15 protein-coding genes are annotated in these 21989 nt (G+C 71.3%); 6 read left to right on the top strand and 9 right to left on the bottom strand.

What is annotated here, in order from left to right; all coding sequences use genetic code 11:
- Genes ACFC1I_RS20085 through ACFC1I_RS20070 form a run of 4 tightly spaced genes read right to left on the bottom strand, consistent with a single transcriptional unit; the run spans position 1 to position 5510 of the window.
- A complete protein-coding gene (locus ACFC1I_RS20085) occupies positions 1 to 2079 on the bottom strand; it encodes a beta-galactosidase (protein ID WP_376013623.1) in 2079 nt (692 codons plus the stop codon).
- Positions 2080 to 2082: 3 nt separating this feature from the next.
- The gene (locus ACFC1I_RS20080; RefSeq protein WP_376013620.1) at positions 2083 to 3609 is read right to left on the bottom strand and encodes a DUF4038 domain-containing protein; all 1527 of its coding nucleotides are present in this window, start codon (positions 3607 to 3609) and stop codon (positions 2083 to 2085) included.
- A gap of 43 nt (positions 3610 to 3652) precedes the next feature.
- Positions 3653 to 4678 (bottom strand): LacI family DNA-binding transcriptional regulator, encoded by a 1026-nt coding sequence (locus ACFC1I_RS20075; RefSeq protein WP_376013617.1) that lies wholly within the window; start codon positions 4676 to 4678, stop codon positions 3653 to 3655.
- 1 nt (position 4679) lies between these two features.
- Positions 4680 to 5510 carry an NAD-dependent epimerase/dehydratase family protein gene (locus ACFC1I_RS20070; RefSeq protein ID WP_376013615.1) on the bottom strand — a complete coding sequence of 277 codons (831 nt, stop codon included), beginning with the start codon at positions 5508 to 5510 and terminating at the stop codon, positions 4680 to 4682.
- Between the two features lie 116 nt (positions 5511 to 5626).
- Here ACFC1I_RS20070 and ACFC1I_RS20065 point away from each other — a divergent pair, with 116 nt between their 5' ends.
- Positions 5627 to 8239: a family 78 glycoside hydrolase catalytic domain gene (locus ACFC1I_RS20065; RefSeq protein WP_376013612.1), complete on the top strand. Its 2613-nt coding sequence runs from the start codon at positions 5627 to 5629 to the stop codon at positions 8237 to 8239.
- Between the two features lie 174 nt (positions 8240 to 8413).
- Entirely contained in the window at positions 8414 to 9391 is a 978-nt protein-coding gene (locus tag ACFC1I_RS20060) for a sugar-binding transcriptional regulator (RefSeq protein WP_376013610.1), read from the top strand.
- Positions 9392 to 9426: 35 nt separating this feature from the next.
- On the opposite strand, the gene ACFC1I_RS20055 is transcribed toward ACFC1I_RS20060, so the two are convergent.
- From ACFC1I_RS20055 to ACFC1I_RS20040, 4 genes are all read right to left on the bottom strand, one after another.
- Positions 9427 to 10089: an aspartate/glutamate racemase family protein gene (locus ACFC1I_RS20055; RefSeq protein ID WP_376013607.1), complete on the bottom strand. Its 663-nt coding sequence runs from the start codon at positions 10087 to 10089 to the stop codon at positions 9427 to 9429.
- Between the two features lie 20 nt (positions 10090 to 10109).
- Positions 10110 to 11027 carry a carbohydrate ABC transporter permease gene (locus ACFC1I_RS20050; protein ID WP_376013605.1) on the bottom strand — a complete coding sequence of 306 codons (918 nt, stop codon included), beginning with the start codon at positions 11025 to 11027 and terminating at the stop codon, positions 10110 to 10112.
- Position 11028: 1 nt separating this feature from the next.
- Positions 11029 to 11910 carry a carbohydrate ABC transporter permease gene (locus tag ACFC1I_RS20045; RefSeq protein ID WP_376013603.1) on the bottom strand — a complete coding sequence of 294 codons (882 nt, stop codon included), beginning with the start codon at positions 11908 to 11910 and terminating at the stop codon, positions 11029 to 11031.
- Positions 11911 to 11978: 68 nt separating this feature from the next.
- The gene (locus ACFC1I_RS20040; protein WP_376013601.1) at positions 11979 to 13319 is read right to left on the bottom strand and encodes an ABC transporter substrate-binding protein; all 1341 of its coding nucleotides are present in this window, start codon (positions 13317 to 13319) and stop codon (positions 11979 to 11981) included.
- A gap of 243 nt (positions 13320 to 13562) precedes the next feature.
- Between ACFC1I_RS20040 and ACFC1I_RS20035 the strand changes: the two genes are divergently transcribed.
- From ACFC1I_RS20035 to ACFC1I_RS20020, 4 genes are read left to right on the top strand one after another with little or no spacing between them, the layout of a single operon-like run.
- Complete coding sequence (locus ACFC1I_RS20035; protein WP_376013598.1) at positions 13563 to 15554, top strand: glycoside hydrolase family 127 protein; 1992 nt, start codon at positions 13563 to 13565, stop codon at positions 15552 to 15554.
- Between the two features lie 5 nt (positions 15555 to 15559).
- Positions 15560 to 16831, top strand: coding sequence for a RuBisCO large subunit C-terminal-like domain-containing protein (locus ACFC1I_RS20030; protein ID WP_376013595.1), 1272 nt, complete (start codon positions 15560 to 15562; stop codon positions 16829 to 16831).
- Entirely contained in the window at positions 16824 to 18089 is a 1266-nt protein-coding gene (locus tag ACFC1I_RS20025) for a four-carbon acid sugar kinase family protein (RefSeq protein ID WP_376013593.1), read from the top strand. Before ACFC1I_RS20030 ends, ACFC1I_RS20025 begins: the two co-directional genes overlap by 8 nt.
- A gap of 17 nt (positions 18090 to 18106) precedes the next feature.
- Positions 18107 to 18565, top strand: coding sequence for an NUDIX domain-containing protein (locus ACFC1I_RS20020; RefSeq protein ID WP_376013590.1), 459 nt, complete (start codon positions 18107 to 18109; stop codon positions 18563 to 18565).
- Between the two features lie 263 nt (positions 18566 to 18828).
- Here the strand turns inward: ACFC1I_RS20020 and ACFC1I_RS20015 are convergent, their stop codons facing one another.
- On the bottom strand, positions 18829 to 21963 hold the full coding sequence (locus ACFC1I_RS20015) for a glycoside hydrolase family 2 TIM barrel-domain containing protein (RefSeq protein ID WP_376013587.1): 3135 nt from the start codon (positions 21961 to 21963) through the stop codon (positions 18829 to 18831).
- Positions 21964 to 21989: the final 26 nt, after the last annotated feature.

Below are 21989 nucleotides of genomic sequence, written 5' to 3'. Positions count from 1 at the left end.
TCAGGCCTCGCGCCAGACGCGCACGTCCCAGGGCGCGAGCGTGACTTCAGCGCTCGCCTCGTGCACCGCGTCATCGAGGACGGATGCTGCGGCCCGGCCGAACACGACGGTCCGGGGCTCGGGCGACCAGTTGTGCACCACCCACACCCGGCCGCGGGCACCGTGCAGGGAGTGCGCCGTGACCGAACCCGGCCGCGCCGCAAGGATCCCCTCGGGCGCACCCGCCACGTCGGCGATCACCTCGGCGAGCGTCGCCCGGTCGAGCAGCGTTCCCACGACGGTGATCGACCCCTCGCCGACGTCCCGCCGCGTCACCGCGGCCCACCGTCCGAACAACTCGTGGCGGTACCCGAGCACGACCTCGGCGCCGTCGGGCTCGAGTCCGTCGACCCATCCGCGGGCGCTTCCCACGACCTCACCGTCGCGCACGACATCGACGGGTGCGGCGAGCGCCGCGAACTCCCGGTACCCCACCCCGGCCGCAATACCCACGAGCGCCGGTGCGAGCCCCGCGCGCAGACGCCCCTCGTCGTCGCCGTAGCCGGTGCGCGGGCCCAGTACGAGCCGGCCGCCGAGACGCGCGTACTCGACGAGCGTCTCGAGCGTCGGATCAGAGGCGGCGACCAGTCCTGCGACGACGAGCACCGGGTAGCGGCGAAGGAGCTCGGCGGCCTCGGGCAGCTGGCGCTCGTTGATGTAGCCGACCTGCCGCCCGGCGTCGATCGCGGCGCGACCGAAGGCTCCGACGATCCGCGCGTACGACCCCGGGTCCCCTTCTGACCCGGCCGCCAGCGGCGGTTCGAACGACATCATCCATTCGCTGTCGTGCGCGTACACGAGCCCGAGGTCGGCGTCGGGCGCAGCATCCGTCAGCCATTCCGCCGCCGCGGCGAACTGCCGGCCGATCCCGGAGATCTCCGCGTGGATGCGACCGGGTGCGAGATCGTGCCCGAGGATGCCGCCCCAGTGCACCTCGGCGCCCGAGTGCAGCGTGTGCCAGTGCCAGTACGAGACGAGCCGCGCGCCGCGCGCGACCAGGAGCCACGCCGCCTGCGCGAGCTGCCCGTCATAGGGCGGGCGTGTGAGCCACGCGGGACCGATGGACGCGGCGCCCGTCTCGGTGACGAGGAACGGCCCCTGCGTCGTGGCGCGCATGCGGTCGGCCATGAGCACGAACTGCGGCACGTCGTCGGCGTACCAGTTCCCGCCCGCCCCCTCGCGGTCGAGGTCGAGCGCGTCCTGCGCGAGGTAGTAGGCGTTGCCGCTCGCGATGTCGAGCTGGGCGCCGACCGCGACATCGTCCATCGCCGGCCGGTTGTACGCGATGCAGGTGGTGAGGAAAGTGTCGTCGTCGACCAGCTCGCGGACGATGCCGGCCTGCCACCCGATGAAGTCCGCCGTGAGCTCCGCCTGGAACCGGCGCCAGGCGAGGTCGTAGGCCGGGGTGGTGTTGCCGGCCGGCGCCCACAGCTCGTCCCAATCGGCGATGCGGTGCGACCAGTACGTCAGTCCCCACTCCCGGTTGAGCGTGTCGACGTCGCCGTAGCGCTCGGCGACCCAGGCCCGAAACCGCCGCACCACGTCGCCGTTGTGGATGAGGTGGAGCCCGGCCTCGTTGTCGAGCTGCACCCCGATCACCGACGGATGCCGGCCGTGCCTGCCGACGACGGCGCGGATCACCCGCTCGGCGTAGCCACGGAACAGCTCCGACGTGTAGTCGGCCTCCTGGCGCCCGCCCCACGGCACCGGCGAACCGTCGCGGCGCACGACCGCGAGCTCGGGGTGGGCACGGGCCAGCCACGGCGGCACCGCGTAGGTCGGCGTGCCGAGGATGACCCCGATCCCGTGCCGGGACGCGGCGTCGAGGATCGGCGTCATCCACTCGAGGTCGAACTCGCCGTCGCGCGGCTCCCAGGTCGACCAGACCGATTCGCCCACACGGATGCAGGTGATCCCGGCTTCCGTCATCAGCCGCAGGTCGGTCTCGAGCCGCTCCGGATCCGGCAGGTACTCGTTGTAATAGGCGGTGCCGAGCCGCGGGCCGCCCCACCATGCGCTCAGGCGATCGATGGATGCCACGGCTCAGCCGCCGATCCGCGTGATGCGCAGTGCGATCGCCTCGCCCGCGGGCAGCTGCACCGGGGCCGACGCGCGATCGTACGCGTCGTTGCGCTGCACGTCATCGAGGCTGAAGACGCGGCCGACCGGGGTCACCGTCATGTTCCACGTGTCGATGATGTCGACCTCGAACCGGTCGCCCGGCTCCGGCCGTTCGCCGGGCACGCCGATCGGCAGGCGGAAGTCCCACGTCGCCGGTGCCGAGGCGCCGAGGTACTGCACGTACAGGCGGCGCGGGATGCCGGCGACGTACGCCGGGTCGTCCCACTTGTCGATCGGGTCGAGGCCCGCGCCGTCGACCTCCTCGAGGACCGCGCGCAGGAAGCCCAGCCGTGCCGGAGAGTCGCCGCGGAGCGGTCCGCCCTCGACCATGTGCAGGCTTCCCGAGTCGGTGACGAAGCTCTCGCCGTGCGAGGCGTACGTGCCGGCGACCGTGGCGATCCAGAACTGGTGCACGAGCTGCTCGGCATCGAGGTGCCCCCAGCGGTCGGGGATGTCGCCCTCGTACTTGATCTCGTCGAGCACGACCGGCTTGCCGTAGACGTCGCGGTACAGGTTCGCGCGGCCGAAGTCGGTCGTGACCGCGCCGTTCTGGATCGACGCGTGCGTGACCCACGGCTGGTTGTTGTCGTAGAGCTCGATCCAGTTGTGGATCGAGCGGAGGTGGTCGTACGGGTCGATCTCGGCGAGCAGTTCGCCGGTGCGGTCCCAGCGGTCGTCCGGGCGCTCGAGCTGGTCGAATTCATTGCACAGCGACCACCACACGTGGGGGAAGGCGGCGAGTCGCGCGACGAGGTAGCGCAGGTAGACCGCGTCCTCCTCCTCGGTGAGCTCGTTCAGGCCGAACTGCCCGCGGTCGTACGCGTTGTAGATCAGCACGTCGGCCTGGATGCCGCGCTCCCCGAGCACCTCGACGGCGCGGTCGAGCCGCTGGAAGAACTCCGGCACGGGCTTCGTGACGTCCCAGCGCCCGTCCGTCTTCTCGAAGGGCATGAGCGTCGGGACGTGCTCGATGTACCCACCGCCCTGCGGGAACACCATGAAGCGGAACTTGTTGAAGCCCGCCTCGACGATCGCGTCGACGGTCGACGAGAACAGCGGCTCGTCCTGGTGCAGCCAGTTGTACGCGGTCGCCCCGACCGGCCGGAACGGCGTGCCGTCCGCGTGCGCGAAGTGGAACCGGTGCGCCACGCGCACCGGCCCGTGGTCGCCGCCGCGCGCGACCTCGAAGGTGCCGGAGTGCCCCGAGAGCGCAGCATCCGTGCTCTCACTCGTCCACGACCACTCCCCCTCGAGATCGGGCGCGAACCGCACGCGGTAGGTGGTGCCGCCGTCCCAGAATCCGGGAACCTCCCGCTCGGCGCCGGACCCCTCGTGCCGCGCGCGCACGACGAGCGGGGTGCGGTCGGCGGGGATCACGGCGCTGCCGTCGAACGTCAGCTCGACGGGGCGATACAGCTCGGGCTGGGGAGCGCGGAGCGCTGAGGACACGGGGATTCTCCTTCGATGTCGTATCCGTGTGAGGGGTGGGAGTTCAGTGCGCGCGGCGCGAGCTCTCGCGCACGATCAGCTCGGGCTCGTAGACGCGCTGCGCCGTGGCGCCGTCGGCGCGCGGACCGCGTCCGTGCTCGATCGCCTCGAACAGCAGATCGACCGCCGCGGCGCCGAAATCGTCGTGGCGCGCGCGCACGCTCGTGAGCGGGATGAGCGAGGCCTCGGCGAACTCGTTGTCGTCGTAGCCGACGAGCGCGACGTCACCGGGCACCGAGACACCGCCGGCCACGAGCGCCTGCAGCAGACCGAGCGCGAGCACGTCGTTCGCCGCGAACACGCCGTCCGGGCGCTCGCCCGCGGGGCGCGCGGCGAGGGCCGCGCCGACCGCACGTCCGACGGCGATCGACCGTTCGGCGACCTCGACGACCTCGGGAGGATCGATGGATGCTGCCACCGCCGCGCTGCGCATGCCGTCGAGCCGGTCGGCCACCTGCTGCACGGGCAGCGGTCCGCCGACGAAGGCGAGACGGCGGCATCCGTTCGCGATGAGGTGCTCGCCCGCCTGCCGGCCGCCCGACACGTCGTCGATCGACACCGACGGCTGGCGCTCGTCGCACGCGCGCCGTCCGACGAGGACCGAGGGCGTGCCGCGCTCGCGCATCGTCGCGAGCCGCGCCTCGATCGGCTGGAACGACGACACCAGGATGCCGCGCACCTGGCGCTGCTCGAAGGCCTCGAGGTACGCGTCCTCGCGTTCGCGGTCGCCGTGCGAGTGCGCGAAGAACACGGTCATGCCGAGTCGCTCGGCGCGGTACTCGACCTCCTGCGCGAGCTCGCTGAAGTGCGGGTTGCTGACGTCGGGCGAGAGGTAGCCGATGAGGCTGCTGACGCCGAGGCGCAGCTGGCGGCCGGCGCTCGACGGCACGAAGCCGAGCTCGTCGATCGCCTCGGCGATGCGCCGCGCCCGCTCGGCCGAGACCCGGTTGGGGTGGTTGAGGTACGCCGAGACCGTCCCGACCGCGACGCCGGCGCGGGCGGCCACCTGACGGATGCCGGGGCGCGACATGTCAGCGCCAGTCGTGCTCGGCGACGAACCCGAGCCGATCGCGGATCTTGCGGGTCGACATGAGCGACTCGAACTCGCCGAGGTCGGAGGCGACCGGGGCGCCGGGGAACCAGCGCGCGGCGACCTCGCGGGAGGGCTGCGCGTTGCCGGAGTCGGGCGCCGCGACGTTGTACACCTCGAACCCGGGTTCGGCGGCCTCCAGCGCGAGGGCGACCGCGAGCGCCCCGTCCCGCGCATCGACCCACGAGCCGACGAGGTCGCGGCGGTAGCCGGGCTCGGCCGCCCGCTCGAACGTCGCGTACTCGTCGGGCGCGACGACGTTGGTGAACCGCAGCGCGGTGATCGAGGTCTCGGGCGTCCACCGCACGAGCTGCGCGGCGATCGCCTCCTCCGCCACCTTGCCCAGGCCGTAGGTGTTATTGGCGCTGGTGTACGTCTCGTCGACGGGAAGGGACGGCGGCGCCTCGTCGAACGGGAAGCCCATCGCCGTGATGCTCGAGGCCAGCACGATCGTGCGGATGCCGGCGCGATGCGCGGCGAACAGCGCGTTGAACGACACCGTGACGTTGTTGTGGAAGGTCGCCGCGTCGGGCACCAGCCCGTTCACCGGGATCGCCGCCAGGTGCACGAGGGCGTCGAGCCCGTCGTGGCGCGCCGTGACCGAGAGGAACGCATCGAGCGTTTGCCCGAAGTCGGTGAGGTCGACGCGGGTGAAGCCGGGGCCCGGCGTTCCCGCGAGGTCGAACCCGATCACGTCGTGACCGTCGCCGCGAAGCCTCTCGACCGTGGCCCGCCCGAGCTTGCCGCCGCTGCCGGTGACGCCGATCCGCATGTCGTACCTCCGTGTACTCGCGCCCTCGAACTCAGCTTGAAACGTTTCGAATTCGGTGCGACACTCACTGTACACGCTGAAACCGAAACGTTTCAGTTCTTCTCGAAAGGACCCCGATGTCCGTCATCGTCGACGCACCCCGCATCGAACACCATCGCGAGCCGCTCGGCATCGGAGAGCGGATGCCCCGGCTCTCGTGGCGAGTCTCCTCGGCGCCGTCCGGCTGGCGCCAGACGTCGTACTCGGTCGAGGTCGACCGTGGCGGCGAGGTCACGACCTACGTCATCGACTCCGGCGAGCAGGTGCTCGTCCCCTGGCCCGCCGAACCCCTGCGCTCGCGGGAGATCGTCTCGGTGCGCATCTCTGTTCGCGGTGAAGACGGCGCGTGGTCCGCAGCATCCGTCCCCACCGTCCTCGAGGCCGGGCTGCTCGAGCCCTCGGACTGGGTCGCGCGCCCGGTCGGCGCGACGCGCAACGAGAACCCGATGTCGGACGAGCGGCGCCCCTCGCTCGTGCGCCGCGGGTTCGACGTGCGCGAGGGCCTCGTGCGCGCCCGCCTCTACGCGACCGCGCACGGCGTCTACGAGGCGGAGCTCAACGGCGCCCGCGTCGGCGACGACGCGCTCTCGCCCGGCTGGACCGTGTACGGCAAGCGTCTGCGGTACTACACGTACGACGTGACCGACCTCGTGACGCCCGGCGACAACGCGCTCGGCGCGTGGCTCGGCGACGGCTGGTACCGCGGGCGGCTCGGATGGCGCGGGGGCTTCCGCAACCTCTACGGCGACGACCAGTCGTTCCTCGGCCAGCTCGAGCTCACCTACAGCGACGGGTCCCGCGAGATCGTCGCGACCGACCACTCGTGGCGCTCGGCGCCGAGCCCGATCCTGGCGAGCGGCATCTACGACGGCGAGGACTACGACGCCCGCGAGGAGCTGCCGGGCTGGTCCACCCCCGGCTACGACGACTCGGCCTGGGAGGGCGTGCAGGAGCGCCACCGCGACCCCGCGACGCTCGTCGCGCCGACCGCTTCCCCGGTGCGCTCGACCGAGGAGGTGCACCCGGTCGCGGTGCTGACCGGGCCGAGCGGCTCGCGCATCCTCGACTTCGGGCAGAACCTCGTGGGGCGCGTGCGGATCCGGGTCTCGGGCGAGGCCGGCACCACGGTCAGCCTGCGCACCGCGGAGGTCATGCAGGACGGCGAGATCTACACGCGCCCGCTCCGCAATGCACGCTCGACCGACAACTACACGCTCGCCGGCCGCGAGGTCGAGGAGTGGGAGCCCCGCTTCACCTTCCACGGCTTCCGCTTCGTCGAGGTCACCGGCTGGCCGGGCGACCTCGACGCCGATGCCGCGGCCGGCGCCCTCATCGCCCGCGTCTACCACACGGATCTCGAGCGCACCGGCTGGTTCGAGTCCTCGGATCCGGCGCTCAACCGCCTCCACGAGAACGTGCGCTGGGGCATGCGCGGGAACTTCGTCGACATCCCCACCGACTGCCCGCAGCGCGACGAGCGGATCGGCTGGACCGGCGACATCCAGGTCTTCGGGCCGACGGCCTCCACCCTCTACGACGTCTCGGGCATGCTCTCGGGGTGGCTCCAGGACCTCGCGATCGAGCAACTCCCCGACGGCACCGTCCCCTGGTACGTGCCGGTGATCCCCGCCGACAAGGCGTGGACGCCGATGCGTCCGGGCGCCGCGTGGGGCGACGTGGCGACCCTCCTGCCCTGGACCCTCTACGAGCGGTTCGGCGACCTCGGCGTGCTGCGCGCGCAGTGGGACAGCGCGCACCGCTGGGTCGACCTGCTCGAGCGGCTCGCGGGCCCGTCGCGCCTGTGGGACACGGGCTTCCAGCTGGGCGACTGGCTCGACCCGGCCGCCCCGCCGGACGACCCCGCCGACGCCCTCACCGACCGCTACCTCGTCGCCACCGCGTACTTCGCGAAATCGGCGCGGACGGTCGCGCGCATGGCAGAGGCGCTCGGGCTCGCCGACGAGAGCGCGCACTACGACGCACTCGCCGACGAGGTGGTCGCGGCGTTCGCGGCGGCGTATGTGAACGCCGACGGCACGATGACCAGCGACGCGCAGACGGCGTACGCGCTCGCCCTGCGGTTCGACCTCATCACCGATCCGGAGCGACGGGATGCTGCGGCCCGCCGCCTCGCGGAGCTCGTGCGCGCGGCGGGCAACCGCATCGCGACGGGCTTCGTCGGCACGCCGCTGGTCTCCGATGCGCTGAGCTCGGGTGGCCACGTGCCGACCGCGTACGACCTCATCCTCGAGCGCGAGTGCCCGTCGTGGCTGTACCAGGTCGAGCAGGGCGCGACCACGGTATGGGAGCGCTGGGACTCCCTGCTGCCGGACGGCACCGTCAACCCGGGCCAGATGACGTCGTTCAACCACTACGCGCTCGGCGCCGTCGCCGACTGGATGCACCGCGTGATCGCCGGGCTCGCACCCGACGCGCCCGGCTATCGCCGCATCCGCTTCGCGCCGCGCCCCGGCGGCGGGCTCACGTCGGCCTCGGCCCGCCAGCTCACCGCGTACGGCGAGGCGGCGATCTCGTGGCGCATCGACGGCGGGCGACTGCACGTCGAGGTCACGGTGCCCATCGGCACCGAGGCCGTGCTCGACCTCGAGGGCGCGGACGAGGAGACCCTGGCGCCGGGCACCCACACGCGCGTCGCGCCGGTCCCCGAAGGGGCCGCCGTTCCGGCCTGACCCCGGCGCAGCGACCCCGCAGATCGTGAGGGATTCCGGATGCCGCGGCCCGCGGCATCCGAAATCCCCGGTCGCTGTGTGAATCCCCGTGTCGGGAAAGGTGGCGTCGCGCGCGGAGAGTGAATATCCTTTCGTTAGCGAATCCTCAATCGGATCGCCACGATCGGAGACGCCGTGCCCCTGACGCCCTACACCCGGCCCGCCGACGGGCAGGTGCGCCTGCTCACGAAGGTCGCCCGCATGTACCACGAGCGGGGCGTCCGTCAGGCCGACATCGCAGCTGCGCTCAATATCTCACAGGCGAAGGTCTCGCGTCTGCTCAAGCGCGCGGAATCCGTGGGCATCGTCCGCACCATCGTCACGGTCGCCCCGGGCGTCTACGCCGAGCTCGAAGAGCAGCTCGAGGAGAAGTACGGCCTCGCGGAGGCCGTCATCGTCGACGTCGACCCCGACGCCGACGAGGGCGAACTGCTCGCCTCGCTCGGCGCGGGAGCCGCCGGCTACCTCGAGGCGACCCTGTCGGGCACCGACCGCATCGGCGTCTCGTCGTGGAGCCAGACGATCCTCGCGATGGTCGACCGCATGCGCCCGTTCACGGTGCGCGGCGCGACCGAGGTGGTGCAGCTGCTCGGCGGCGTCGGCGCCCCCGAGGCGCAGAGCCACTCGAACCGCCTCCTCGGCGAGCTCGCCCGCACGCTGGGCGCGGAGCCCGTCTACGTCCAGGCGCCGGGCGTCGTCGGCGATCCCGCGATCCGCGACAGCCTGCTGCAGGACCCGTCGATGCAGGAGGTCGCGCGCCACTGGAACGAGCTGACCATGGCCATCATGGGCATCGGGAGCATCGAGCCGTCCGACGCCCTCGCCGCCAGCGGCAACGCGTTCGCGGCCGACGAGCGTCAGGCGCTGCTCGACGAGGGCGCCGTCGGCGACATCTGTCACCGCATCTTCCGCGGCGACGGCTCGCTCGTGCGCGGCGCGCTCGACGACCGCATCATCGCGATCACGGTGGAGAACCTCCGCCGCATCCCCCGCCGCGTCGGCATCGCCGGCGGCGAGCGCAAGCTCGAGGCGATCCACGGCGCCCTCGCGGGCGACTGGGTCACGACGCTCGTGACCGACCTCCGCTCGGCCGAGGCCCTCGCGGCCCGCTGACCGCGGCCTCGCTGACCGCAGCCTCGCTGACCGCGTCAGCGCTGGGCGAGGGAGGCCGCCAGGCGCTCGACGCCGAGGCGGGGGCTCGTGAGCACCGGCACGTCGACCGACACAGCGTCGGCCGCGGAGGCCATGGAAGCCTGGGCCAGCACGATCACGTCGGCCTCGGCGGCGCCGCGCTCGATGGCGGCGGCCACGAGGCGGTCGTGGGTCGGGCGGTCGCCGCCGGCGACCGCCGCGAACGCGCCCTCGATGACCTCGCTCGTGAACTCCGGCTCGACGCCGGCGAGCGCAGCGCGCTCCTCGAGCAGGCCCAGGGTCGGGCGGCAGGTCGTGGGCAGGGTCGCGAGCACGCGCACGCGGCGTCCGGCTCGGACCGCAGCATCCGCCATCGCCTCATCCACCCGGAGCACGGGCACGCCTGCCGCCGCGGCGGCGGGTGCGGCGAGCTCGGAGATCGACGAGCACGTGAACATCACGGCATCCGCTCCCCCTGCCGCCGCCGCGCGCACGAGGTCGTCGATGCGCTCGGGCACCGAGTCCGCGCGCGCCTCGTCGCCGAGGTCGGCCACGATGCGGTCGTCGAGGTAGTTCACGACGGTCGCGCCGGGGAGGAACTCCGCCGCGAGCGCTCCGAACGGAGCGATGTTGACGGCGCCGGTGTGCAGGAAAGCGATGCGGGGAGCGGTCGTGGTCACGAGACCAGCCTTTCAGCTTCTCAGCCCTTGAGGGCGCCGCCGGACATGCCGGCCATGATCTTCTTGTTGAGCGTGAGGAACAGGATCAGCAGCACCACGATGTTGATGCTGACCGCCGCGAACAACGGCCCGTACTGGGTCGATCCGTACTCGTCGCTGAGGCTCAGCAGGCCCACCTGGATCGTGGCGAGGTCGGGTCGCGTGGTGAAGGTCAGCGCGATGAGCAGGTCGTTCCACACGCTGAAGAACTGCACGAGGCCGATCGTGAGGATCGCGTTCTTCATCATCGGGATGCCGATCACGAAGAACGACCGCAGCGGCCCCGACCCGTCGACGGTGGCCGCCTCGAAGATCTCGCGCGGCACCGACCGGAAGTATGTCGCCATGAGGAACGTCGTGAGCGGCAGGCCCATCACCGTGTACGTGATGATGAGCGGCCAGAGCGTGTCGGTGATGCCGATCCGGAAGTAGGTGATGAACAGCGGCACCAGGATCATCTGCCCCGGCACCATGATGCCCGCGAGGATGTAGAGCAGGACCCCGTTGCGGCCCTTCCAGATCATCACCTCGAGCGCATAGCCGGCGGCGACGCCGATGAAGACGATGAAGATCACCGACGGGATGGTGACGAGCACGCTGTTGAGCCAGTTGCGGGCGACGTTGCCGTTGGTGAGCGCGGTGACGTAGTTGTCGAAGTTCCAGGTCTCGGGCAGCGACAGCGCGGGGTTCGAGAGGAACTCGGACTGCGTCTTGAACGAGCCGAGCACCATCCAGACCTGCGGGTACAGCACCACGACCATCAGGACCGCGACGAGGATCCAGACCGGCAGGCGGCGGAGCGCCTTCACGAAGGTGCGCTGCGCGCGACCAGGTCCCGGCTTGCGCACGGTCGGGGTCGCGACCGTGTAGGCCGGCTTCTCGGTGTGCGTGAGAGTCATGTCAGGCCTCCGCCTTGCGACGCGACGATCGGAAGATCGCGAGGGTGAACACCAGGCACAGCGCGGTCAGGAGGACGGCGATCGTCGATCCGTAGCCGTACTCGGCGTACTCGAACGCGGTGCGGTACATGTACAGCGTCATCGGCGCGGTCGACGTGCCGGGGCCGCCGCCGTTGAGGGCGAGCAGGCTGTCGAAGACCTTGAGCGTGGCGTTGAGGCTGAAGATGATCGACGACAGCAGGATCGGCAGCGACAGCGGCACGACGATGTGGCGGACGAGCTTCAGTCCGTTGGCGCCGTCGAGGCGGGCGGACTCGATGACCTCCTCGGGGATGTCGAGGAGCCCCGCGTAGAGGAGGACGGCGTAGAAGCCCATCGAGCTCCACAGCGTCATGAGGATCGCGAGCGTCATCGTGCCCACGGTGGAGGCGAGCACCTCGACGCTCTCACCGCCGAAGAAGTTGATGATGTCGTTGACCGGGCCCTGGTTGTCTCCGACGGCGACGAAGCTGCGGAACAGCAGCGCCACCGCCACCGTCGGGAGCACGGTCGGGAAGAAGACGAACGTCCGCACCAGGGTCGAGCCCTTGCGGAGCACGAAGACGTAGAGGAGGGCGAGACCGTAGCCCAGGGCGACCTGGCCGATCGTGGCGACGATCGCGAAGAACACGCTGACCCACATCGACTGGAGCGCATTCGGGTCAGTGAAGAAGGTGGCGAAGTTCTGCAGGCCCACCCACTCGAACCCGCGGAGCGAGTTGCCCTCGAAGAACGAGAGGCCGAGGGACCAGCCGACCGGCACCACCTTCAGCAGGGTGTAGAGCACCAGGGCCGGTGCCAGCAGGATGAAGATCGTCTTCCGATCTCCGAAGATCGAGTTCATCTGCGAACTGCTTTCTCTGTCGAAGAGCCGGCTCCCCGGGCCAGTGCCCGGGGAGCCGGTACGGGGTCTCAGCCGTTGGCGTCGATGCTCGCCTGGAGCTGCGACATGTACTCCTCGGCGGTCATCTGGCCGGTCGTGAGGAGGGTGCCGTTGGTCGACGCGAGCGAGTTGCTCTTCGAGTCCATCAGGGCCTCGAACCACAGTACGGTCTGGTCGATGCCCGCGATCCGCTCCTGGATCTCAGCGGTGTTCTCCGAGATGTCGGTGACGTCGCCGTTCACCTTGAAGCCCGAGATCACGCCGGCATCCTGAAGAGCCTGCTGGCCGTAGTTCTCGGCGATGCAGCTGATCCAGTCGACGACCTTCGGGCCGAACTGCTCGGCGTTGATGATCATCGGCGCACCCGCGTTCGCGGCGTACTGGTCGATCGCGCCCTTGCCGCCGTCGACCTCGGGGAACGGCATGAAGCCGACGTTCTCGCCGCCGATCTGGTTGCGGGCCGGGTCGTTGATGGCGCTGAGCAGCCACGAGCCGTCGTACGTCATCGCCGCCTGGCCGGTGAGGAACATGTTGGTCGAGGTGTCGTTGTCGCGCGTCGAGAAGCCCTCGCCGAAGTAGCCGGCCTCCGCGAAGTCGGCGAGCGCCTGCGCGCCCTCGACGTACTCGGGGTCGGTGAGCTTCGCCTTGCCGTCGCGGATCGCGACCATGGCCTCGGGGCCGACGTTGCGGAAGATGTACATGCCCAGGATGCGCGTGAGCGGCCAGCCGGCGGCGCCGGCCTCGGTCACCGGGGTGATGCCGGCATCCTGCAGGGTCGCGGCGGCGTCGAGCAGGTCGTCCCAGGTCTGGGGCTCCTCGATGCCGTTGTCGGCGAAGATCTCCTTGTTGTAGAAGATGCCCTCGACGTTGTACTGGTACGGCATCGAGTACATGCCGCCGTACACCTGCTCGACGGTGGACGCCGCGGCCGGCAGGACGTTGTCCCACGTGCCGGCGCCTTCGAGAGCGGCCTTGAGGTCGCCCACGAGGCCGGCCGCGTTGAGGTCGCCGTCGGGGCGGATGAGCGCGGTGCCGGCGATGGTGTGGGTGGGCAGCGCGCCCTGGCTGGCGAGCAGCGTCACCTTCTGGACGGTGTCGGCCTGCGCGACCTTCTGGTGCTCGAGCGGCAGCGCTTCGTTCTCGGCCTTGCACGCACCCTCCGACAGCGCGGTGAGCTGCTCCTCGAGCACCGGGTTCTCGTTCGCCGTCATGACCGTGAAGGCTTCAGGGTCGGTGCCTCCGGCTCCGCCGCCCGCCTCCGACGACCCGGGAGCGGGGGTGCCGCCTCCGGCACAGGCGGCCAGCGGCAGCACCGCGGCCATTGCGATTCCCAGCGCCGCGATGCGGCGGCGGTTGCTGCGGGTGTTCATAGCGTCCTCCTTGACGACGACCATGCGGGTGAAAGGTACGAGCACGACAGTAGGCACGATTTCGACGTGTGTCAACAGTCAGTACTGAAATTCTATTCACTTTGAGACGATTCAGGGGCTAGACTGCATTTCCATGCAGCGTTGCGAGAAGTTTCAGCGCCGTATCACCTGGCCCGCATCAGGACCGGCTTGCCGCCACACGACGACGAGCACGAGACTGAACGCCACTCGGAAGGAACAGCCATGACCGCCACGACCGCGACGCGGGCTCACGCCCGGCTGCGACCACTGGGCGCCGACAGCGCGCGCTGGGCGCGCGGCTTCTGGGGCGACGTCCACGATCGGACGCGCGACGTCACCATCCCCCAGATCTGGTCCTCGCTGAGCGACCCGGCCGTCAGTGCCGGGCTCACGAACTTCCGCATCGCCGCGGGGCTCGAAGAGGGCGCCCACGCTGGCCCGCCGTTCATGGACGGCGACTTCTACAAGTGGCTCGAGGCGGCCATCGCGCGGCTCGAGACCGATCCCGACCCCGAACTGGCCGCGCGCATCGAGGAGATCGCACGGCTCATCGCCTCGGTGCAGCGCGAGGACGGCTACCTCCACACGCCGACCATCATCTCGACGCGCAATCACGAGGACGCGATCGCGCTCGCCGACCGCTTCAACTTCGAGACGTACAACCTCGGCCACCTCATCACGGCCGGCGTCCGCCACTACGAGGTGACGGGCTCGACCACGCTGCTCGAGGCCGCGCGCAAGGCGGCGGCGTTCCTCGAGGACCTTGCGACCAACAAGCCGCTGGAGCTCGCCCGCTCCGCGATCTGCCCGTCGCACTACATGGCGGTCATCGACCTCTACCGCGCGACCGGCGACGAGCAGTACCTGCGCCTGTCGGAGGCGTTCATCCGCGTCCGCGACGACTTCGCGGGCGGCGACGACAACCAGGACCGCGTGCCCGTCCGCGAGCAGACGGTCGTCGCGGGTCACGCCGTGCGTGCCAACTACCTCTATGCGGGTCTCGCCGACCTCGTCGCCGAGACCGGCGACGAGGAGCTCGAGTCCGTGCTCGAGAACCTGTGGCGCGACGTGGTCGACACCAAGCTCTACATCACCGGCGGCGCCGGCGCCCTCTACGACGGCGCCTCCCCCGACGGCTCGCCGTGGCAGGACCAGATCAGCCGCGTGCACCAGGCCTACGGCCGGGCGTACCAGCTGCCGCACACCACCGCCCACAACGAATCGTGCGCGAACATCGGCCTGATCCTGTGGGGCGAGCGGATGCTGGCGCTCACGGGCGACGCGACCTACGCCGATGTCATCGAGCAGGTGGCCTTCAACAGCCTGCTGTCGAGCATCAGCCTCGCGGGCTCCGAGTACTTCTATACGAACGCGCTGCGCCAGGTGCGGGACCTCCCCTATCCGCTCCGCCGCCCGGGCGACACCGCGATCCACCCGGTGCCGGCGCCGCCGCCGTCGGATGAGCGCCTGCGTGAGCCGTTCCTCAGTTGCTTCTGCTGCCCGCCCAACATCGCACGCACGCTCGCGCGGTTCCACGAGCGCGCGGCCTCGATCGGCGACGAGGGCCTGTTCGTCCACCTGTACGGCGGCAGCACGCTCGATGTGACGACCGACGACGGGCGCCGCCTCGCCCTGCGTGAGGACGGCGACTACCCCTGGAGCGAGCAGCTGACGTTCACGGTGACGGATGCTGCGGCCGGCGGTCTCCCGCTCCACCTCCGTATTCCGGGCTGGTCGTCGGGGGCGTCGCTCACCGTCAACGGCTCGCCCGTGGCGGTGACCGCCCCCGGCTCGTACACGCGGATCGAACGCGAGTGGCAGCCGGGCGACGTGGTCGAGCTGACACTGCCGATGCCGGTGCGCGTGCTGCGCGCCCACCGCCTCGCCGAGGAGGCGACGAACCAGGTCGCCGTGCGCCGCGGACCGGTGGTTTACTGCGTCGAGAGCGCCGACCTTCCCGAGGGCGTCGTGCTCGAGCAGGTCGCACTGCGGCGCGGCACGGCGCTCTCCCCCGTCGAGGCCGAGGTCGCGGGTCACCGCGTGATCGCGCTCGACACCGAGGCGGTCATCCTCCCGGACTCCGACGAGGACGCGCTGTACGACGACCTCGCCGACACCGCGCTCACGACGGCCCCTGTGCGATTGATCCCCTACTTCGCGTGGGGCAATCGCGGCGCCGGCGAGATGTCGGTCTGGCTCCCGCTGGTCTGGTGACGCGCATGTCCTCGTCTTCCTTCACGTCCCCGCACGTCGTCGCGACGTACATCATCGAGACCTCGCTGCCGCTCCGGCAGGCCGCCGAGGTGCTCGCCGGCGAGCAGTCGACCGGCACGTTCGTGCGGGTCGAGCGCGAGTCCGACGACCTGCGCGCGCGCTTCGCCGCCCAGGTCGAGTCCATCGACGAGCTGCCCCTCACCGGCGCCTCGCCCCTGCCCGGCGCCGTCGGCGATCCCGCGCTGCGGCGGCGTGCACGGATGCGGCTGCGGTTCCCGCTCGACAACTTCGGCCCGTCGCTGCCGAACCTGCTCGCCGCCGTCGCCGGCAACCTCTTCGAGATCAAGGAACTGGCGGCGATCCGCCTGGTCGACCTCGAGCTGCCGCCGGCGTTCGCCGAGCGCTACGCCGGCCCCGCGTTCGGGGTCGAGGGCACGCGCCGGCTGGTCGGCCGCCCCGAGGGCGCGCTCATCGGCACGATCGTCAAGCCCAGCATCGGCCTGTCCCCCGCCGACCTCGCCGAGGTCGTCGGCCAGCTCGCCGAGTCGGGGATCGACTTCATCAAGGACGACGAACTGCAGGGCAACGGGCCGAGCGCGCCGCTGGCCGAGCGGGTCGCCGCGGTGATGCCGGTGCTCGAGCGCTACGCCGACCGCACCGGCCGCAAGCCGATGTACGCGTTCAACATCACGGACGACATCGGGCGGCTGGAGGCCAACCACGACCTCGTGGTGGCCGCCGGCGGCACGTGCGTGATGGCGTGCATCAACCTCATCGGCCTGCCGGGCCTCGAGTTCCTCCGCAGCCACAGCAGCGTGCCGATCCACGGCCACCGCGCGATGTTCGGCTCGTTCGGGCGCTCCGAGCAGGTCGGGATAGGGTTCCGGGCGTGGCAGAAGCTCGCGCGCCTCGCCGGCGCCGATCACCTGCACACGAACGGCATCAGCAACAAGTTCTACGAGACGGACGAACAGGTGCTCGACTCCATCGCCGCGGTGCGTGAGCCGCTCCTCGGCCTGACGCCGACGCTCCCCGTGCTGTCGTCGGGACAGTGGGGCGGGCTCGCGCACGCCACCTATGCCGCGGTCGGCACGACCGATCTCCTCGTGCTCGCCGGCGGCGGCATCCACGGCCATCCCGACGGCGCCGCAGCGGGGGTCGCGAGCATGCGCGACGCGTGGGCGTCGGCGGCACGGGGTGAGAGCATCGACGACGCCTTCTCGACGTCGGAGGCCCTCCGGCGGGCCGCCGAGCTCTTCGGTCCTGTTCGTGCTTGACGCCTCTCGCGGCGCCGCGCTGTTCTACGGCGACGACTTCACCGGCAGCGTCGACGCGCTGCTGCAGTTCGCGCGGCGCGGCTGGACGGGGCGGCTCTTCACGGGACTTCCGGATGCTGCCGCCCTGGCCCGCGCGGCGCGCGAGGTGGACGTGGTCGGCGTGGCCGGCATCTCGCGTTCGCTCGCGCCCGACGAGATGGACGCGGAACTGCGGCCGGTGCTCGCCGCCTTCGCCGAGCTGGAGCCGGCGATCGTGCAATACAAGGCGTGCTCCACGGCCGACTCCGCGCCGGGCATGGGGAGCCTCGGGCGCGTTGTCGAGCTCGCGCGTGAGGCGTTCGGCGAGCGCCCGGTGCCTATGCTGTTCGCCCAGCCCGACTTCGGGCGGTACACGCTGTTCGGCCAGCACTTCGCCGCTGAGCGGGGCACGGTGTACCGGCTCGACCGGCAGCCGACGATGTCGCACCACCCCTCGACCCCGATGACCGAGGCCGACCTCGCGGTCCACATCGGCCACCAGACGGACCTGCCCATCGGCTCGATCCCGCTCGTCGCCTTCGACGATCTCGAGGCGCTGCTGCGCCGCGCCTCCGAGTCGGCGCTGGTCCTCGACGCCATCACCGACGAGCACCTCGTGACCGTCGGCGAGGCGGTCGCGGCCCTTCCCGCTCCGGTGTTCGCGATCGGCTCGGGAGGTCTGTCCCACGGCATCGCCGCCGCGCACCCGCGCAGCGGCCCCGCCATCCCGGCATCGACCCCGTCGACGGGGCCGGTGCTCGTCGTATCGGGCAGCCGTTCGGCGCAGACGCGCCGGCAGGCGGATGCCGCAGCTGCCGCCGGCTGGCTGGTGCAGCCGCTGCCACTCGCTGCGCCCGGACGGGCGGCGGTCGTGCCCGAGGTGATCGCCGCGCTGCGCGCCGGACGCGGCGTCGTGCTCACGTCGGACGACGCCGACGCGACGTCGGCCGGGGAGCGCCCCGTGCTCGAGGCGATCGCGGAGGCCGCAGCATCCGTCATCTCCACCGTCGCCCGCGACGGCGCGGCACGCCGCGTGATCGTGTGCGGCGGCGACACGTCCAGCCGCGTCACGCGCCTGCTCGGTGTGGAGTCACTCTCGATCGCCGCGAACCCGTGGGGCAACGTCGTGCTGCTGCGGGCGCACGCCGCCGACCCCGCGATCGACGGACTCGAACTGCTGCTCAAGGGCGGGCAGGTGGGGGCGGACGCCCTGTTCACCGACGTCGCCGCGCTCGGCTGACGGTAGGTTGGGGCGCCGTGACCCGCTTCTCCGTCGTCCCCTCGTCGTACGTCTACCTCCGGCGCGGCGGGGCGGTGCTGCTGCAGCTGCGTCAGAACACCGGATACATGGATGGATGCTGGGCAGCCGGCGCCGCAGGACACGTCGAGCTCGGCGAGACCGCCGTGGACGCCGCGATCCGCGAGGTGCGCGAAGAGCTCGGGCTCTCGCTGTCGCCCGCCGCGCTGACGCCGGTCGCGGTCATGCAGCGGACGGACGGCACCGACAACCCGATCGAGCAGCGCGTCGACTGGTTCTTCGTGTGCGACGACTGGAGCGGCGAGCCCGAGATCCTCGAGCCGCGCAAGTGCGCCGAGCTCGCCTGGTTCGCCGTCGACGCCCTCCCCGCCCGCGTGCCCGAGTACGAGCGCGAGGCTCTCGGCGCGCTGCGCGCCGGTGCCGGCGCCGGCGCGACCCTTATCGCCCACGGCTTCTGAGCCGGCCTGCTGGGCGCGAACGCGCCGCGCCAGGCCGCGCCGCGCCGGGCCGGGCCGGGCAGGCCGCCGGGACGGCAACTGCCGAAAACACGATTGAACTTCCGGTTCACACAGCATCTCGGCGTGCTGCGGTCGGCCTGCGTGCACCCTCCCTGGGTGGGTGGCTGTGTGAACCGGAAGTTCAATGCCCTTCTCGCGACACCCGAGCGGGCTGACGGCGCCGACCGGGGCCGGTTGCGGTAACGGTGGTGACGGCCACCTGGTCAGCGGGCCTCGAGCCGCACACTCCACGTCGTGCGCTCGCGCGGGATCCGGTACTGCTCGGGAAGAGCAGGACCGACGGATGCTGAGCCCACGCCCTGCTGCGCGTGATCGATGTTGAGCCAGACCCGACCCGAATCGACGAGGTCATGCGGCTTGGCGGCGCGATCGAGGTCGTGCGAGGTCCAGCGGCGGGCGGTGAAGTCGAACTCGGGACGTCCCTCGACCCGCAGGGACGGGATGCCGGCGCCCGCGACTTCGAGCCATCGGGTCTGCACGTGGTTGCCGTTCTCCTGCGGCACCGGGTAGGGCACCTGGAGATCGTCGATCGACCGGGCGAACCGCCCGACGCGTGAGGCCTCGAACGAGTCGACGTACGTCTCGCCGGGGCCGCGGCCGAACCAGGTCACACGCTCCGCCGCACCCGGCAGTGCGAACAGCAGCCCGAGGCGTGGCACGAGGATGTCTCGATGCATGTACGGGGTGTCGCTCCACGGCCCGACGAAGTCGGCGTCGACCTCGAGCACGAGGCCGTCGCCGTCGGCGGTCCACGTCATCGTCCAGGCGACGCCGTGCGGGTGCGTGCGCGGGGCCGTGCGCCCGCTCACGCGGAGCCGCCCGTCGCCTGTGTCGACCTCGTCGACGCGGTGCAGCAGCCGGTGCAGCATCGTCTTGCGCCACACGCCGGCGATGTTGTTCGTCTCGCCCTGGCCGTGGTCGTTCTCGGTGGGCGCGCGATACAGGTCGAGCACCGGGCCGTCGAGCTCGAGGTCACCGAGCCGCAGCAGACGCCCCGTCGCCCGGTCGAACGCCCCCGCCCCGACCGCGAGCTCGCCGGTCGCCCGCGAGAAACCACGATCCTGCGGCGAAACCGCGTGACGCGCGGTGTCTCGATCGGATCGCGGTTTCTCGGCGGCGGCGTCGACGCCGCCGCGGGGATTGGTGTCGCCGCCGGGCGCGCGGACGCGCGGACTCCAGGCCACGACGTGGCCGGCAGGGGCCCACAGCTCGTCCGCGGCGAGCGCCGCCTCGACCGTGAGCACGACGTCCGCCGCACCCGAGGCGAGGGCGGTGGCCGCAGCATCCGGAATCTCCACCTCGACGGAGTCCCCGGGCGCGAGCACCGGAACGGGCAGCGTGCCGACCGCGGCGACGTCGCCGTCGGCCTCGACCGACCAGCGGAACACGAGGTCACGCGTGTCGGCGCTGTGGCGGTCGCTCGCGATGCGCACAGTGTCGCCGCGCATCGTGATCGCGATCGTCTCGTGCGCCTTCGTCAATTCGACGAGGCCCGGGGTCGGCGTGCGGTCGCTGAACACCAGCCCGTGCAGGCCGAACCGGCCGCCGCGCGGCTCGTAGTCGACGTCGTCGCCGTGCAGGATGAACGGCGCCCCGTCGTCGGTCACGGCGTTGAATCCGTGGTCGATCCACTCCCACACGAAGGCGCCGCAGAGGCGGTCGTGGGCGCGGATGATGCGCCAGTAGTCCTGCAGCGATCCGGGACCGTTGCCCTGCGCGTGGGCGTACTCGACGAGCAGGAACGGGAGACCCCGACGACGCTCCTCGTCGGCCTCGGTGACGCCCTCCGGCAGCGGCGCGACGCCCCCGGATTCGTTGAACACCATGCCGTGCATGCTCAGCCGCCCGCCGCGGGGCTCCTCGCGACGGCCGATCTGCTCGAGCAGCTCGAGCGACGGATACATGAGCGAGTAGAAGTCCGAGTCGCGGTAGCTCGGGTCGCGCTCGTAGATCACCGCGCGGGACGGATCGCGCTCGTCGAGCCACCGGCGCATCTCGGCGAAGCCGTCGCCGGTCATGCTCTCGTTGGCGAGCGACCAGACGACGATGCTCGGGTGGTTCTTGTGCGGCTCGACCGTGCGGTGCAGGCGATCCATGACGGCGTCGCGCCACTCGGGAAGCGCCGGCGGGTTGTGCGCCCACCCCTCGTAGATGAAGCCGTGCGTCTCGAGGTCGGCCTCGACGATCACCCACAGCCCGTACTCGTCGCACAGACGAAGGAACTCCGGATGCGGCGGGTAGTGGCTGGTGCGCACCGCGTCGATGTTCGCCCGCTTCATGAGCACGATGTCGCGGATCATCGTGTCGCGGTCGAGCGTGCGCCCGGAGTCGGGGTGGTGCTCGTGGCGATTGACGCCGCGGAATGTGACGGGTCGGCCGTTCACCGTGAACACGCCGTCGACGACCTCCACGTGTCGGAACCCGACGGCGAGCTCGACCGTCTCGCCGCTCGAGCGCAGCGTGCCGCGGTACAGGCGCGGCCGCTCCGCGCTCCACGGCTCGACGGCGACCGTCGCGGTCTCGCCGGCCGGCGTGCGGATGCCGAGCTCGGGGATCTCGACGACCGCCTCGGTCGAGGCATCCACCCGCAACGTGCCGATGCCCGTCGCGGCGTCGTAGTCGGCGTGCACGAAGTGGTCGTCGATGGCCCCCTCGGGACGCGCGAGGAGCTCGACGTCGCGGAAGATGCCGGGGAGCCACCACATGTCCTGGTCCTCGAGGTACGTGCCCGCCGACCAGCGGTGCACGCGCACGCAGAGCACGTTGCGGCCCGTGCGCACGGGCGCGTCGAACTCGAACGGCAGGCGGCTGCCGGTCGACCAGCCGAGCTCCTCGCCGTTGAGCCAGACCTTGGCGCACGAGTCGACGCCCTGGAAGCGCAGCACCGCCGGGCCGAAGGCCTCGGGCACGTCGAAGACGAGCCGGTAGTCGCCGGTCGGGTTCTCGGTCGGGACGCGGGGCGGATCGAGCGGGATCGGGTATGCGGTGTTCGTGTAGAGCGGCCCCTCGTCGGTGCCGAGCATGCGGCGCGCGGGGCCGCCCGCGAGCGGCGTGAACTCCTCGAGCACCCAGTGCGACGGCACGGGCATCGCATCCCAGCCCGCGTCGTCGAAGTCGTCGGCGATCCACTCCGATCCGGTTCCCGCGGCGGTCGGCGAGAGCCGGAAGCGCCACACGCCGTTGAGACTCAGCACCGGGGCGTCGGTGACGGCGTCGGCTCGCGGCATCCGTCGTCCGGCTCCCGGCGCGGTGCTCTCCCAGTACCGCTCGACGCCATCGCGGGAGAGGCCGGGCTCAGTGGAGATCACGGCGGGCGATCCGCTAGTCTGCATGTCCATAGGAGCTTGCATATCCATTCTCTCTT

The organism is Microbacterium sp. NPDC056044 (assembly GCF_042267145.1).
In the GTDB taxonomy this organism is placed as follows: Bacteria; Actinomycetota; Actinomycetes; order Actinomycetales; family Microbacteriaceae; genus Microbacterium.
This window is presented reverse-complemented; position numbering and strand designations above follow the sequence as displayed.